The 15,051-nt window shown below is 43.0% G+C and carries 13 protein-coding genes; all 13 read right to left on the bottom strand.

The window, feature by feature from the left end; genetic code table 11:
- Positions 1-8: 8 nt before the first annotated feature.
- Positions 9-1,145 (bottom strand): TIGR03088 family PEP-CTERM/XrtA system glycosyltransferase, encoded by a 1,137-nt coding sequence (locus ACH5Y9_RS01545; RefSeq protein ID WP_445368267.1) that lies wholly within the window; start codon positions 1,143-1,145, stop codon positions 9-11.
- Complete coding sequence (locus ACH5Y9_RS01540; RefSeq protein ID WP_445368266.1) at positions 1,146-2,351, bottom strand: TIGR03087 family PEP-CTERM/XrtA system glycosyltransferase; 1,206 nt, start codon at positions 2,349-2,351, stop codon at positions 1,146-1,148.
- Complete coding sequence (locus tag ACH5Y9_RS01535; RefSeq protein ID WP_445368265.1) at positions 2,351-3,370, bottom strand: FemAB family XrtA/PEP-CTERM system-associated protein; 1,020 nt, start codon at positions 3,368-3,370, stop codon at positions 2,351-2,353. Before ACH5Y9_RS01535 ends, ACH5Y9_RS01540 begins: the two co-directional genes overlap by 1 nt.
- On the bottom strand, positions 3,367-4,209 hold the full coding sequence (locus ACH5Y9_RS01530) for an XrtA system polysaccharide deacetylase (RefSeq protein WP_445369865.1): 843 nt from the start codon (positions 4,207-4,209) through the stop codon (positions 3,367-3,369). The genes ACH5Y9_RS01535 and ACH5Y9_RS01530 overlap by 4 nt, the downstream gene beginning before the upstream one ends.
- 33 nt (positions 4,210-4,242) lie before the next feature.
- Positions 4,243-5,370 (bottom strand): non-hydrolyzing UDP-N-acetylglucosamine 2-epimerase, encoded by a 1,128-nt coding sequence (gene wecB, locus ACH5Y9_RS01525; RefSeq protein ID WP_445368264.1) that lies wholly within the window; start codon positions 5,368-5,370, stop codon positions 4,243-4,245.
- A gap of 3 nt (positions 5,371-5,373) precedes the next feature.
- The gene (locus ACH5Y9_RS01520; RefSeq protein WP_033155687.1) at positions 5,374-6,408 is read right to left on the bottom strand and encodes an XrtA/PEP-CTERM system-associated ATPase; all 1,035 of its coding nucleotides are present in this window, start codon (positions 6,406-6,408) and stop codon (positions 5,374-5,376) included.
- 11 nt (positions 6,409-6,419) lie between these two features.
- Positions 6,420-8,090: a TIGR03016 family PEP-CTERM system-associated outer membrane protein gene (locus ACH5Y9_RS01515; protein ID WP_445368263.1), complete on the bottom strand. Its 1,671-nt coding sequence runs from the start codon at positions 8,088-8,090 to the stop codon at positions 6,420-6,422.
- Positions 8,077-8,976, bottom strand: a complete 900-nt coding sequence (locus tag ACH5Y9_RS01510; RefSeq protein WP_445368262.1) for an XrtA-associated tyrosine autokinase — start codon at positions 8,974-8,976, stop codon at positions 8,077-8,079. The genes ACH5Y9_RS01515 and ACH5Y9_RS01510 overlap by 14 nt, the downstream gene beginning before the upstream one ends.
- A 23-nt stretch (positions 8,977-8,999) precedes the next feature.
- Complete coding sequence (locus ACH5Y9_RS01505) at positions 9,000-10,547, bottom strand: XrtA system polysaccharide chain length determinant (RefSeq protein ID WP_445368261.1); 1,548 nt, start codon at positions 10,545-10,547, stop codon at positions 9,000-9,002.
- Positions 10,548-10,623: 76 nt separating this feature from the next.
- Positions 10,624-11,289: a polysaccharide biosynthesis/export family protein gene (locus ACH5Y9_RS01500; RefSeq protein ID WP_445368260.1), complete on the bottom strand. Its 666-nt coding sequence runs from the start codon at positions 11,287-11,289 to the stop codon at positions 10,624-10,626.
- 33 nt (positions 11,290-11,322) lie between these two features.
- Entirely contained in the window at positions 11,323-13,722 is a 2,400-nt protein-coding gene (locus ACH5Y9_RS01495; protein ID WP_445368259.1) for a tetratricopeptide repeat protein, read from the bottom strand.
- 80 nt (positions 13,723-13,802) lie between these two features.
- Entirely contained in the window at positions 13,803-14,540 is a 738-nt protein-coding gene (locus ACH5Y9_RS01490; RefSeq protein ID WP_171694502.1) for a PEP-CTERM/exosortase system-associated acyltransferase, read from the bottom strand.
- A gap of 32 nt (positions 14,541-14,572) precedes the next feature.
- Positions 14,573-15,046: a Crp/Fnr family transcriptional regulator gene (locus ACH5Y9_RS01485; protein ID WP_033155694.1), complete on the bottom strand. Its 474-nt coding sequence runs from the start codon at positions 15,044-15,046 to the stop codon at positions 14,573-14,575.
- Positions 15,047-15,051 lie beyond the last annotated feature (5 nt).

Here is a 15,051-nt window from a genome sequence, read left to right as displayed (position 1 = left end):
TGGATCATTTACTGTTTGTCATAAACCTGCCGATAGCGATTCACCATGCTATCGATTGAAAATTCCGCCTGAACCCGCCTCAGCGAAGCTGCGCCCCGTTGCTGCCGTTTGCTATCATCCAGCGCCAAATCACGCATCGCGAATGACAATCCCGCTACATCCTCTTTTTCTACCAGACATCCAGTCTTTCCATCCAACACCAACTCGGGGTTACCGCCTACACGAGTCGCTATAACCGGCAAACCGCTAGCCATCGCTTCCAATATGGTATTGGAAATACCTTCGGCTTTTGACGGCAATACAAAAATATCCAGACTACGCAGGATTTCGGCGATGTCGTTACGTTCGCCGGGCAACCAGGCTTTATCTGTAAGGCTGGCGGCACTCAATAACTCAAGCGCTTCGGCTCGCAAAGGCCCGTCACCAATCAAAAACAATCGGGTTATTTGGGCAAATTCTGGGGATTTTTGACAAGCATCGATAAACCCCCTAACCAGCGTCAATTGATCTTTCACGCCGTGCATGCGCCCGACCGTACCGATCACCAGCTTTTCATGCAAATTCAGTGAGCAACCGTCCGGTATTTGTCTACTTCCGGCACGAGGATAAAACGTTTTGGTATCGACACCGTTACAGATTCGCGTGATTTTATCTGAAGAAATGCCCACTCGATTCAGCAGATAATCCTGTAAATGCTGCGACAAAGGAATGAAGCGATGAATGATTAAACCTAAACCCCGCCTTAGCCATTGATATTTGACATTACTGCCATCCGGATCGAAGACATCCCAGCCATGCTCGCCATGTACGCGATAAGACACACCAGCTAACAACGCGCAAACCTGATATTCGATTGCCGCTAAATTACGGGTATGCACGATAGCGGGCTGCAATTGTTTCAACAAGCGATAAACTGTATAAAACGACTCCCAATCCTGCCCTGGCCGTTTATGCAACTGGTGAACGATCACATCTTGCCGTTTGATACGTTGGCTGAATTCGGTACTATCCGCCAAACAGATAATGGCATGCCGGTAACTGTGTTCAGGTAGGTTGTTGATGATATTGACCAGGCCGTTCTCCAGACCGCCAATTCCTAACCGATAAATGATGTGCACGATTAACGGCGGTAACGGCTTGGACATTTATGCAGACTCGCCCGCTATCAATCGGCACAAGCGTTGGCCGTTCTGCTCCCAACTGAAATCGCTTTCCACATAGCGGCGATTGATGTTAGCTGATTCGACCGGCTGACTCAAAAACCGTAAAACTTGGCAGGCAAAGTCTTCGGGAGCGTCGGTTATCGCCACCTGCAGATCCGCCCCACCAGGTATACCTTCCATAGCCGCCGTAGTAGCCACTATCGGCTTCGCCATCGCCATCGCTTCCAACACCTTGTTTTGAATCCCTCTGGCAATTCGCAAGGGTGCGACGACAACGTCAGCATAAGCTAAATAGGGCCTGACATCGTCAACCCGACCGGTCACAATGACGCCTGAGTCTTTACCCGCCAGTTGCGACACTTCTTTGGCAGGCTTGGAACCCACTATGTAAAAATGTATGTCGGGGACGCGGCTTTTAATAATTGGAAAAACCTGCTCGGCAAACCATTTGACCGCATCGACATTGGCCCAATAATCCATCGCTCCCGTGAAAACTATAGCGTGCTGCTTGGCCGGAAAGGGCGTTTGCCAAGACAAATCCGGATCGAAACTATCCGTATCCACACCGTTGTTCACAAAACCAATTTTGCTTGCCCATTCAGGCGCCAAAGCTTTGAACAAACCTGCTTCTTGTTCGGATACGAATATTGTCGCATCAGCCCATGCTGCGATACGTCGCTCATAGGCCAAAAGCTTTTCGGCTTCACGCCGGTAAACCCAATTGGCTGGCCAGCGCTTGCTGAAGGCATATTGCTGCCATTTATCGGAATCGACATCGACAAAATCGGCCACACAATACAAGTTGGTATATTTCTCCACGTATTGCGCCATCGGCGATGAAAAAATCATCGCCCGCTCAATACCCTGTTCGTGAATAGTCTTATCCACCCACTCTTGCAACCCACGGTTTCGATAATACGGCAAACTCAAGGCTTCGCCACTCAACAAGCCCGCCAAGCTTTTAATTTTACCGATCTTGGGATTTAATTCGATACAGCAAGTATCCGCACAGAAAGACTTTAAGGCGTCGAGATGCCACCTGTCATCAGGATCATCGATAAAGGTACCGAGGAATATCCGGTATTCGGCGGCTAACGCCTGCAAAAAATGAAATGAACGAATCTTATCGCCCTTGTTGGGCGGATAAGGAATACGATGGACCAAGTAAAGTAATTTAGGCTTTTCCATTAGCCTAAGTCCTTGGCAAGCCAAGGGCCAATTAGCTGACTAAGCGGCAAAGGCAAACGCTTCCAAGCCGCAATAAACAAGCGGTATTTAGGATTTAGCGGATTGATTTCGGGTATTTGTTTGGCTTTAACCAGATCAACCTCGTAATAGAGCGGTTCCGGTTCAAAACCCCAGTGCTTTTTAAAGCGATAAGAGCCCGTGCCAACTTTACTGCGACCATAATCGAAAATCTTGCAGCCCTTTTCCACCGCACGCCGCATCACTTCCCAATACATGAAATCGTTGCCTTTCAAATCACGGGCTGCGTCGGTGCCGCCGCCGTAATACGGCAAAACCTCGTCCTTGAAATAAAAACTCATTACGCTGGCCACTAATTGACCTTCGTGCTCTATCGTGAGCACCTCGCAACTCTCACCAAATACATCCTGCAAAATTTGAAAATATCTTTTCGGAAATACGGGGGTGCCTAGATTCCGGACACTTTCGGAATAGGCGCGATACAAACGTTCGACATTATCGTCGATGACACTGGTAAGACCGGCTTTGATGCCAGCCCGGACCATTGCCCGCTGCTTGCGTGGAATCGCATTTAGATTTTTTTCAACGTCTGGATCGAGTTCTTTTCTAAAGGTGACATAGAGTTCTTTGTGCGGCCAATCGGGGTGATTCTGTTGTCGACTTCTCATCTCCAGGCTATCCACACCCAATTCCCTAGCCAGTTGTTGCGCTTTGCTTTGTAACGCTACGAAGGCTTCATCATTGCTGGCAATAATTCCGCCATAGACGCAAAACGCGTTTGAAACCAAAGAATTGCCAAATAGCAAACTATTGACATGGGTCAAGGGCAAAATACCGGTAATTTCGCCATCTTGCTCTGTATAGTAATAATAGGTGTTATGTCCGAAAGCCTGCTTTATCACTTGCTGCCAGGCCGATAAATGAAAAAAGCTGCCATCGGCCGAAGCCATGACATAGTGATCCCAACGCTCTCTTTGGGAAGGCTCAAGTAATTTGATCATGACTGACTATGATGATGTGTCTGTTTGCTTAGAAACACGCTCTGCATGGTGTCCCAAGCAAAATCAGCAAGTAAGCTGTTAAGGCGATTTTCCATTCGACCCAGATTCAGATAATGTCTAAAGCGGGTTTTAAATGACAGGTCATGCTGCCGCGGTTGCTCTGGATCTATTTCCCAAGGGTGAAAATAAAAAATGCCAGACTGGTTTTCGTATTTATTGAGGTGGAGGTAAGCCCACTTTGAAAATTGATACGGATATAATCGAAAAAACCCACCACCACCACAGGGGATATTACGATTCAGAATTTTCAATGTAGTAATCGGAATTTCCAACAGTTTCGGCGCGTTGTCGGGCCGATAGGCGAAGCGAGGAGCTCCAGGCATACCGTATAAATCATGCTTGACCGGGTAAATACTGGAACTGTAGTGAAAGCCTTCATCCTCAAGGACTTCTAAGGCCCAAAGATTTTTGGCGCCAATTGAATAACTAGCCGCCCGATAACCCACAATTGGCTTACCACCAATATCCTCAAGAATCTGCCGGCTAATTTTAAGGTCTTGGCGGAATTGCTCCGGTGTTTGTTCGGTTACCCGGGTGTGTTGATAACCATGCGATGCGAGTTCATGCCCATCATCGACAATCCGCGTAACCAACTGCGGGTAACGCTCAGCCACCCAGCCCAAGGTAAAAAACGTTGCTTTTACTTGATGTTGAGCAAACAAATCCAAAATTCTATGGGTGTTCCGCTCTACCCGGTGCGGCAATCTATCCCACTGGTCACGCTGAATATTCGCCTCGAAAGCCGAGACCTGAAAATAATCCTCGACATCGACTGTCATGGCATTAACCCGCACAGGCAAATTCATACACTTTTACCTTGCCAACTCATAACGACGCAGAATTTCATCGACGATGCGATCAGCCGCTTTACCGTCCCAATATTCCGGGACTCGACCACTCTTACCGCCAGTGTGCAAAATATCATCAACACATTGCATGATTTTGGCCGGATCGGTTCCCACAATAGTATTCGTGCCCTCGGTGATCGTAATCGGCCTTTCGGTATTTTCCCGCAAAGTCACACAAGGCACACCCAATGCGGTGGTTTCTTCCTGTAAACCACCGGAATCAGTCAAAACCAATTGGGCAGCTTGCATCAAACCAAGCATTTCCAGATATGCCACCGGCGGCAACATAATCACTCGCTGTTGCGGCAATAATTGCAGCAAACCCGCTTCCGCAATTTTTTGCTGTGTGCGTGGGTGAACCGGGAATATCACAGGGAGTTTTTCACTAATATCACCCACTACCCGAACCAAGCGCTCCAGTGTTTCGGGGTCGTCAACATTAGAAGGTCGGTGTAATGTTAATAAGGCGTAAGCTTTTTCCGAAACAACCTGCTTAGAACCGTATCGCTGCAATGTTTCCGCCAAAGAAGAGGCTTGCTGGCAGTTAGCCAAAAGTGTGTCGATCATCACGTTCCCAGTAAAGCATATCCGCTGTTCTGCAATCCCCTCCCTTGTCAAATTATCCGCCGCCGCACGTTCCGTAGTGAATAGCAAGTCAGAGAGCTGGTCGGTCAAAATCCGGTTAATCTCTTCCGGCATTTGCCGATCATAACTTCTTAAACCGGCTTCAACATGAATCAGTGGGATGTTCTTTTTCACTGCGACCAACCCGCAGGCGATGGTGGAATTGACGTCGCCGACAACCAATACCGCAAAAGGCTTAACCTCATCCAAAACCGGCTCAAAGCGCAACATGACATTTGCAGTCTGCACGGCATGACTACCAGATCCGACCCCCAAATCTTTGTCCGGCTCCGGAATACCGAGCTGTTGGAAAAAAGTATCTTTCATGGCTTGGTCGTAATGCTGACCGGTATGCACCAGATAAGGTATTATCAAATGCCTAACCGCTTGCAACTGCCTAATAATGGGCGCCATTTTCATGAAATTAGGTCGCGCGCCAACCACGCAAACCAAGACTTTAGGGAACATTTTTTAATCCAGGGAGGTTGTTGTATCGCTATATACGGCATCCATATCCAATTGCAGCAGAATAGCTTTTCTAAGTAACGCTTTTTCTTTATTCAGACTGTTTCGAAGATTGGTGACAACTTCTTCTAGTCTGGCAATCCGATGCTCAAGAGATTCTGAGTCAACACCACTGAAACGATGTAAAGGCGGCATGGAATTCTCATACTCCTCGTCAGCAGCTTCGAGTAACATTTCTTCCTTAACCTCGACAATCACTTTGGTGACCGCCTGCTCATCCAGCAGCTTCAACTCCTCCAAATAACCGAACAATAGCAGACGATCACACAAGGAATTAATGCGCCTAGGAATACCGCCGCTAAACTCATGAATCACCTCGAAAACACTGGGCGTAAACTCGGGAGTTCCCGTCCAACCGGCAGTTTGCAACCTAAAAAGTATATATTCTTTAGTCTCTTCCAAATCCAATGGATCAAGTTGAAATGTGGATACAATCCGTTGTTTCAGCTGCTCCATATCCGCGGAGTATATAGTACGTTTCAATTCGGTTTGCCCAACCAGAAACACCTGAAAAACGGGATTGCCGTTAACATCCAAATTGGTAAGCATGCGCAACTCTTCCAAGGACTGTTTAGGCAAATTTTGTGCTTCATCTACGATTAACAATAATCGCCTTCCCTCTCTGGCTTTTTCAGCGATAAATTTTTCGAATCCCGATAATAAACTAGCTTTATCCGTTAGGGAAAATGAAAAACCAAATGTCGATGCAGCCATCCGCAAGGTGTCTTCGGGACCGACTTGAGAAGTCATCATCACACCAATTAACAATTTCTCCTTATTCAAATTTTTTATCAAACTCTTTACCAGCATAGTTTTACCTGTGCCAGGTGAGCCGATAACGAGCACAAAGCCTTCACCTTGCGTCAAGCCGTAATGCATATAAGCTAAAGCACGCTTATGCACGGAGCTCTGGAAAAAGAAATCTGGGTCGGCGCTTAACTGAAAAGGCTTTTGGGTGAGATTATAAAATCCGTCGTACATGTAGTTTCTATTTAGAATCGTACGTTAAAATTGGCTGTCGCCCTGTTTTCAACATAACCGTTAAATTGAGACGAATCAGATATTTGATTGATATGTCGAAACTCGAGCCGAGTATCCATTAATAAGGGCCTCCCAAGATTAATCGGAATCCCCCTACTAACCCCCAAAGCAACATCATATCGAGAATTGCTGGTCAACTCTCCATCGGTGTGCTGCCAAGACGGCCGCAAATAAAGATCCATTCTAGAAGCAAATTGCCATTGCCAACTACCCGTAACACCATATGACATGTCTTCTCCAGAACGAACCTCATATGTTCTACGTTCGTTAAATACCGAAGCGGTATAACTGCTCTTGCCCGTTTGGTACGAGAAAGAAAGATTTCCACGTTTTCTAATAATCACGTCGTTGACCAAATCAAACGGATTGAAAACTAATTGAGTATTGTTAAAATTGGGGCCTCGAATTAAAGATGATCTTCCAGTCACAGGATCAGTAGGGCCCGGCGTGAGAAATCCCTGAGCAATTAAATCTTGAGTATTAACCACCTGAGTCAAACTACCCGATGCATCCCGAAGAAAAAAACCCTGCTCAGCAAACAATTGCTGCTGTGTAGTTGTCTCCTGGGAATAATTGAATGCAATAGTGGCCTGCTTAGCTCGATAATTAAAGTTTGCATCCCAGGAATCGCCAGTGTTTAACCCAACATCTTTATTACGATACGTAATAGTCGAACTAAGATTTTCCGATGGATTAAATTGCAACGTAGCATGCTTGTTATTACCAATACCGACCTCAAGCGAATACCACTTGCTTGGCGTCCATTGACCACCTACAGTATAAAAAAAACCATTACTTATGCTGTTGGCCGAGGTCTGAAAATCGTTATTTTCAAACCCCGCTTGCCCGAAAAGGTTGAATTTGTGATTGATATAATACCGGGCATTACCTTGATATTGTTCAAATCGAACATCTTGCCCGACAACCCTACTCTGTTCTTGCGAAGAATAATTTAATCCCCAATTAATTCTATTAAAATAACTGCCGCTGGACAATCTAGCCTGGCGCGTAATAGTATCTGAATCAGACACTAAACTCGACAACTGCGGAGTGACCGCAGATCCATTTAAATTCTCAAAGGAAGACTTACTATAACCGACTTTAGCTAAACCCGTTGCAAACTGGCCAAAACGAGGCGTCCAATAGGGTGAAATACTAAATGTCTTTACTTCAGTCCGCCCTCCGTTCCCAGAAATATTATCAGTCGTAACAAAGGAATTACTAATATTTTGCTGACTAATTGAGCTTGCAGTTTCCAGAAAAAGAGTATTACGAACAGCTTGATACAAAGAATTCATATTAAGCTGATGATTTATATCTATAGCATCTCTACCACCCGCATTATAGAGACCTTGCATACGATAATTTAAATTGAAATTACTCCACGGAGAATTCCCATACAACGAAACTCCAGGACTAATCTCGGTTACAAAACCGCTCTTTTTGTTATTTTCAGAAAGCGCCAAATTATCAGAAAATATTTCACTCGCCGATAAACTCGGACTAAATCTCCAATCAAGCGCCATTGCGACGCCAGAATGTAAAACCATGCCGACACTTAAACCAGAAAGCAAGGTAGCTAGAGATAAACCGGAAAGACGATTACTGTCACAAATGTCCATATTTCCCATAACTATAATTGTGACCGTATATATCTATCTCTTTTCTTGTTTTATTCAGAAGGGTCATAACAACATCGCAATTACTAAGCTTCGCAACCGACTCATTAACCACGCTCTGAGGGGTTACTTCCGCCGCAATCACCAGCACTACTTGACCTACAAGTTCCGCAAGTATTTGGGCTTGAGTAGCAACTAACAACGGAGGTGAATCAAAAATCACAATTCGATCTTTGTATCGCCGACTCACTTCTTCCGCGAACAAATACATCCGTTGACTTGATAACAACTCTGTTGAGTATTTATGTCTTTTACCCGCTGTAATTAAACTAAGATTTGGAAGATCTGTTTTTAACAAAATATCTGAAAAAGTTACTTTATCATCTTCTAAATACTCTATTAAGCCTCGAGGGCTATTAATCCCTAATTGTTTTGATATACTTGGCTTTTCCACATCAGCATCTATAAGCAAAACTTTTTTATCTCTTTCGTTAGCAATACTCAAAGCCAAATTAATTGAAACAAATGTCTTACCTTCCCCAGGCAAACTACTGCAAATAAGAATTAAATTAGAACGATTAATTCCATTATTTTCTGCGCCCTGTATATTGTTTACCAAAGGCCTCTTAATAACTCTAAATTCTTCAGCTAGCTGAGATTTTGCATTATTATTATCTATAAAACCGTTTTCCGCCAAACCAGCCCAATCAACAACAACCTGTTGTTCGGGCGAAAATGCCCCGGAAGATTCTCGCAACCCAGTCGATTCTAAATTGGTTTCACTGAAACCCCTATCAGGTTTAGCTGTGGTAGCCGACTCTTGACTATTATTTTCCACAACTAACCCTTGGCTCCCTGCCTTTTTCAGCGCATTCTCTATAATGCTCATATGTTTACCTGTTTAATACGACTTTACTTGAGTATCTCAAATATCATGATACCGATATAACCACTTAGCAATATTGCAAAAGTCGAAATAAGTAACCAGTCAATATTATTAGTCTGACTTATGCCTTGTGAGGTAAGAGACACACTACCTAAGGATGGTAGGCCAGTCACAATCCTTACTTGTCTCGTTGACATGAACACTGGCCGTATAAAATAAACCAAAAACGCGACACCAAATCCTAAAATAACCCCAACCAAAAGCGCGAAAGAATAAAATAATTTTCTATTAGGGGAGCTAGGCTTGTTGGGCTTACTAGGGGGATCAGCAATTTTAAATTTCAAACGAGATGTCTGGTCATCAACGCGTTCGGTAATATGAGCCTGCTCACGCCGATCCAGCAACTCGGCGTACTTGCCGCTTATCGTTTCATAGTCCCGGTTAAGATTTTTCATTTCCGTTTCTATGGTCAATCTTTCATTCAAACCTTCTTCAAGCTTTGCTATCCTGTTTCGAATTGACTCAACCAAAGTTTGACTAGAAGCAACTTCAGCCTGAGCATTGTCAAACCCCATTTTTAATGCCTGAACATAGGGATTCGCCATTTTCTCTGCGCCAATACTTTCGGAAAGACCTGCCTGTATATCTCCATTTGCTTGCGTCTGACTAGTCTTAGTTTGATTTTCTTGAGTTTTCAGCGTGTCAATCAACTTATCGATTTCAATTATTTCCGGATGGCGTTCGGTGTATTTCAGCAACAATTCAGTGCGCTTATCTTTCAGAGATTCTATTCTTGCATTATCTGCAGATACTTCCTGAGTGGATGTCGGCAGACCCCAGTCTTCTTCAGACTCTTGGATTTCAGCAACCTGCTCCGCTAATACATTTCGTCGAGAAATAGCTTGATCTAGAGCCGTATTGGCATCCAGATACTGTTCCTTCATTTTCTGCAAACTCTGAAATTGATCTGAGCCGTTAAGTAAATCAATGTTTGCGCGTTTAAATTCTTCTTTCGCTTTTTCAGCATCTTGCAGTCTAATCTCGTATTCTCGTATCTGCTGTTCGATGAAACGCTGCGCATCACTCGCGTCAGCCAGTGCTTTCCCCTCTGTTTGTTCAGAAAACACAGTAAGAACAGCCTGGACCACACTCTTCGCTACTTCAGGATCTTGCGAAGTATAAGCAATATCAAATATATCTCCTCTACCTCCTGCAATTGTTATGTCTTTCTTAAGTTTCTCAATCAATTCTGTAGCAGATCCTGAGCTATCCTGCGATCTACTTAGCTGAGATAGCGAAATAATTTTTTCCAGATTAGGTCTCGTAAACATTAGCTGCTGAATTATTCTGATCAGCGCAGATATATCAGGCTCTATAACCATGCCTCTCATCAGAGGCCTAATCACTGTAGCTGAATCAATATGAACTTTGGCTTTCGATTCAAATTTATCAGGCATCATAAAAATGTACGCCCAAGCAGCTGAACAAACAACCAAAGCGAAAACGATGGCAAGGCGCTTGTACTTTAAAGTACCTTTCAAATAAAAATAAACTTCGGAAAGATCTTGCTGCATATTAACTAGCCGTTGTTTTCAATCTAAAATTAATGGACATACTACCTACAGAAAAAGTCTACCTTCTTACAAACACTTAAAAATACGCATCGGGAATAATTAAAATGTCCCCAGGCATCATCAAGACATTGGCTGACAAATCTGTATCATCAATAAGGTCGTCAATCCTTACGCCAAACGGCTTCAATTCTCCATTCACATCCCTGATAACACTAGCTCTATTACCATCAGCATATTGGTTCAGACCAATTTGAATAATAACATCCAATAGTGTCATTCCCCTCTCGTATGGAATGGATTTACCCTGGTAACGTCCTACGCCACCACCGCCAGTTCCACCACTGGTTCCACCACCGCCACCGCCAATTCTCCCGATGACCCTGATTTGCTGAGTGCTAATCCCTTTGAATCCGCTAACCATAACAACTACCTGTGGACTTTTTATATACGTCGAAAGCACCTTCTCAATGTCCCGAGCAAGTTCAAATGGCGTTTTACCACTGGCCAACAATTCTTCTACTAAAGGAACAGTTATCTTTCCATCTGGACGCACTGGTGCTGATGTAGATAACTCTGGATTGCCCCAAACAAAAATATTGACACTATCGCCAGGCCCTATCTGATAAGTATAGTCAGCAGTCTGTTGCATATCCTCAAGTAAAGGCTGGGAACACCCAACAATACTAGAAACAAGGGCAGAAGCTATCAAACAATACAACAACTTTTTTTTAAATATCGGCATAATCATAATCTAAGTAGTTACCCAATTACCCGCTCAATTCTCTATTTCTTCAAGGATCTTTTTTGCGTTATCTTTACCGGAAAAATTTCGCTTCTGTTTTTCAGACAAACTAATAGATTGTTTAAGCTCGCTTATCGCAGTCGCTTTATTACCAGCATTCATGTGCGCAACTCCTAAGTGATATCTAAACTCAGGCAGTTTAGGCTCTTTTAGAATCAAGGACTGTAATAACTTAAGCCCCTCTTCATTACTACCAGCTTTAATTAATGCCCAAGCGTATGTGTCTTGAAAATAAGAATTCTCGGAATCTTTAAATACTTTTGCTAACTCCATTCCTTGACTAATCTCATCGTGACTGTTTGACTCTACCAATAACGAGGCCAAATTGTTAATAGCTAAGTTATTATCGGGATTCTTATCGAGTACTGCTTTATACACCCTGATTGCATTTTCCTTTTCGTTTAATTGTTCATACAAAGCAGCTAGAGCCATAGCTAACTGAGGATCATTTGGATTGACTTCCAATCCTCGCAAATACACATCTTTGGCTGAAGAAATATTTTTATTCATCATTGCCTCAACCCTTGCTAGAGCGAGATAAATCGATGCTGCTTTTGGAGTATGTTTAAGCTGATCCGTCAGCAGCTTTTTGGTTTTTACAAAATCATTATTTGCAATGTATATATCACTCAGTACGCCAACAGTATTTAATTGATCAGGATACTTTACATGGTGCTTTTCCAAATACGCAACAGCATTCTCTCTTTGCCCAAGAGCCTCGTAAGATCTGACTAAATTAATCAAAGAATTTAAATGATTAGGATACTGCTGTATCAACTTGCCATACAAGCTAATTGCCTCAGCATACTTACCTTTACCCTGTAAAACATTAGCTTGAAGATATATAGGCATCGCCTTATCTTTAGAAAAAAGTGCCAGCCGTTGAATAGACTCTTGGGCGCCATCCCACTTTTTCTCTAAAATATCCAACTCAGCCTTACTAGTAAGCAATAAAATGTCATTTTGTTTTAGCGATAACGCCTTTTCAAGATATTGCCTAGCATTTTCATTTTGCCCGGCCTGTACGTAGTTACTATATACACGAGAAAAAGCAGCCAAATTTGCTGGATTAACTTCTAACGCCTGTTTAAAACTTTTCTCAGCCTGTTTCCGATCTTGCTTTATTAAATAAGCATCACCTAACAAAGAATAAACGTCGTCTACATTAGTTTTATTCCATACAAGTTTATTAAGGAGCTCAATAGCTTCATCCGTTTTATTTTGAGCCAGCAAAAAACGACCTTTAAGCAAATTTGCCTGAATCAATTCCGAATTAATACTAAGAATATCTTTTAAAGAGCTCTCTACAGCACTAAACTGCTTTTCCGTTAGCGCAATTTCCGCAAGAATGACTTGGGCTGACAAGCCTGCTTCGTTATTCTTTTCTAGCTGAACAACTTGTTCTAACCCTTCCTTACCAGTTTCAGCATATCCTGACGCAACCATCCATTTCGAGAACTCTAACAACACCTTAGGTTGCCCTTGATGGCGGTTAAGCATAGCCTTGTACTCAGGAATCACTCGATCTTTAGCACGAGCATTTAAAAATTCGAACAAAACTATTTCAGGCTCGACTTTATCATTTGATTTTTCGACCATTTCCCTCAATAGTCTCTCCGCCTCCTCAAGCTTATCAGTCATCGAGTAAATGGAAGCCAAGCTCAGCTTAAAATTACCGGCATCTGGGTATAACTGAATAAGCTCCTGATAACCTTTTATTACGCTATCTATGTTATTTAGCCCTGCATCCAGTTTTATCTTAAATAAGCGCAAAGGAAGGTTTGCGGGCTGTACTCCCAATGCCCTATTTACTGCCCCCAAAGCTTGATCTATTTCATTTTTTTCAGCAAATAAAGCAGCTTGCAATGACAAAGCCTCAACATTATCCGGGCTATTTTTTAAAACAAAATCAACTATTTCTGCTGCTTGATCTTTTTTTAACTGCTTAATATAAACCGATGCCTTGATCATTTTTGCATCAATATTGCTTGAGTCACTTGTCAAAACTGACTCCGCTTGCTCCAATGCTTTCTCCAGATCTCCAAAAACAATATCGAGCTTACCTAGTTTTATTTTTGCGGAAGTCAAACTTGGCTCTAACTCTAAGGCCCTAATCAGGTTTTGCCGCATCGACTTGAAATTATTATTTTTTTCGTCCAATAGGGCCATATAGAAATAGGTCTCACCAAACTTATCGCTGCTTTGACTGGCTGTCTTCAACTCAAGCAATGCCTTATCAAATTCCCCTTTTTCAAAAAGCTCCTTACCTTTTTGCAAATGACTCCGAGCAGATTCCTCCGGCGAGGAACATGCCGCTGTTTGCAATAAAAACGTACATGCGAGAACTACGGAACTGATTATTTTTCTTTTCATCCTATTACCAAAACCCCAATATTTTATTTGACTACTTACTAATCGCCTAGAAATATATAATTACATTCGATCCCGCCATATTAATTAACAATATTTTCTTTTATCCAGGAATATAACTCTAGCAAATCGGGATGCATATTTTCTAAAACAGCCTGAGTAGTAATGAAATAAGGTGCTCGTATACCATGATAGTCAATATCCTTACCAACTCGTTGAAAATCTATACCTGACCGATGCATCAGCCGCGGCAAGAACGGCTCCATCATCGCAAACACATTTGTACGTCCATCAACCTCTGTTAGGACTGTGGCGGCAAAAAAACAAGCAACTGCTATTGACGAAAAAGTCCTCTGCTCTTGAGGCGAAAACTGCAAGCCGTTAATTTCACCGAATCGGGTTAGAGTCTCGCCGGTACGTCTACGAAACGCCCCATCCACAGCTAATCTTGATATTTCGCATACTGTATTTCTTTGTAGCTTTAAATTATCTATAAGCTTGCTGTCTAAACTAGCTCCACAGTATTTTTCTAACGGCAATGGCTTATTCTGTCGTTCCCCGATAGCAGGAACCATTCTTACACAACCAGCAGGGATACCAGTTTGCAAATGCGTAATCAAACAGTGGCGGGAATATTGATCGTATTCGTCTACTTCAAGGCGATTAGCAAAACGTTCAACAGGTTCATATTTAAACTCTTCACAATAAACACGGTACCTTACTTGAAAAACAAATTCCTTCTGAGCATCGCTTTCAGCGAGCCCCACCTTGAAGTAACGGCTAAAACTTTCTGCCAGTGATAACTTAGGCCCCACATCCATCTTGCCCTCTCATTTTCACGAGCATCATCCAACTACAAATATTTATCGATATCATGCGCTTTAATTCCCCACGCCAGTAAATGCTCTATTCGATCATTTGCCAATCCCAAACGATTAGACATAGCTTGAAACAAGCCCTTCAAAAATAAATAACCCTGCACCGGATGATCGTCCAAATAAACACTCAACATATCACTACGAACTTCAAGTAAACACACATCAGTCAATGAAACAACAGAAGCCGTTCTCTCCCTAGGCTCGTACAAACAGACATCCCCAAATACCGCCCCAGCATCTAAATCACAGAGACCTGGGCTTATTCGCCGATTACCATCCAGCTCTGCACCGCCCAACACTCTAACAACACCTTCTTCTATGAGAAATAATGTATTTCCTTGCTGGCCTTTTTTTACGATGGTCTCACCCGCATTAAGGCGGTATCGTTTCCAGCCGGAACCGTCAGAGAATTGCGCATTGGCTAGTACGTCACTAAATAATTCTTTCATGTCAG

This window comes from Methylomonas sp. BW4-1, from assembly GCF_052474385.1.
Note: the sequence above shows the minus strand (reverse complement) of the source record. Positions and strands in the feature narration are given on the sequence as shown.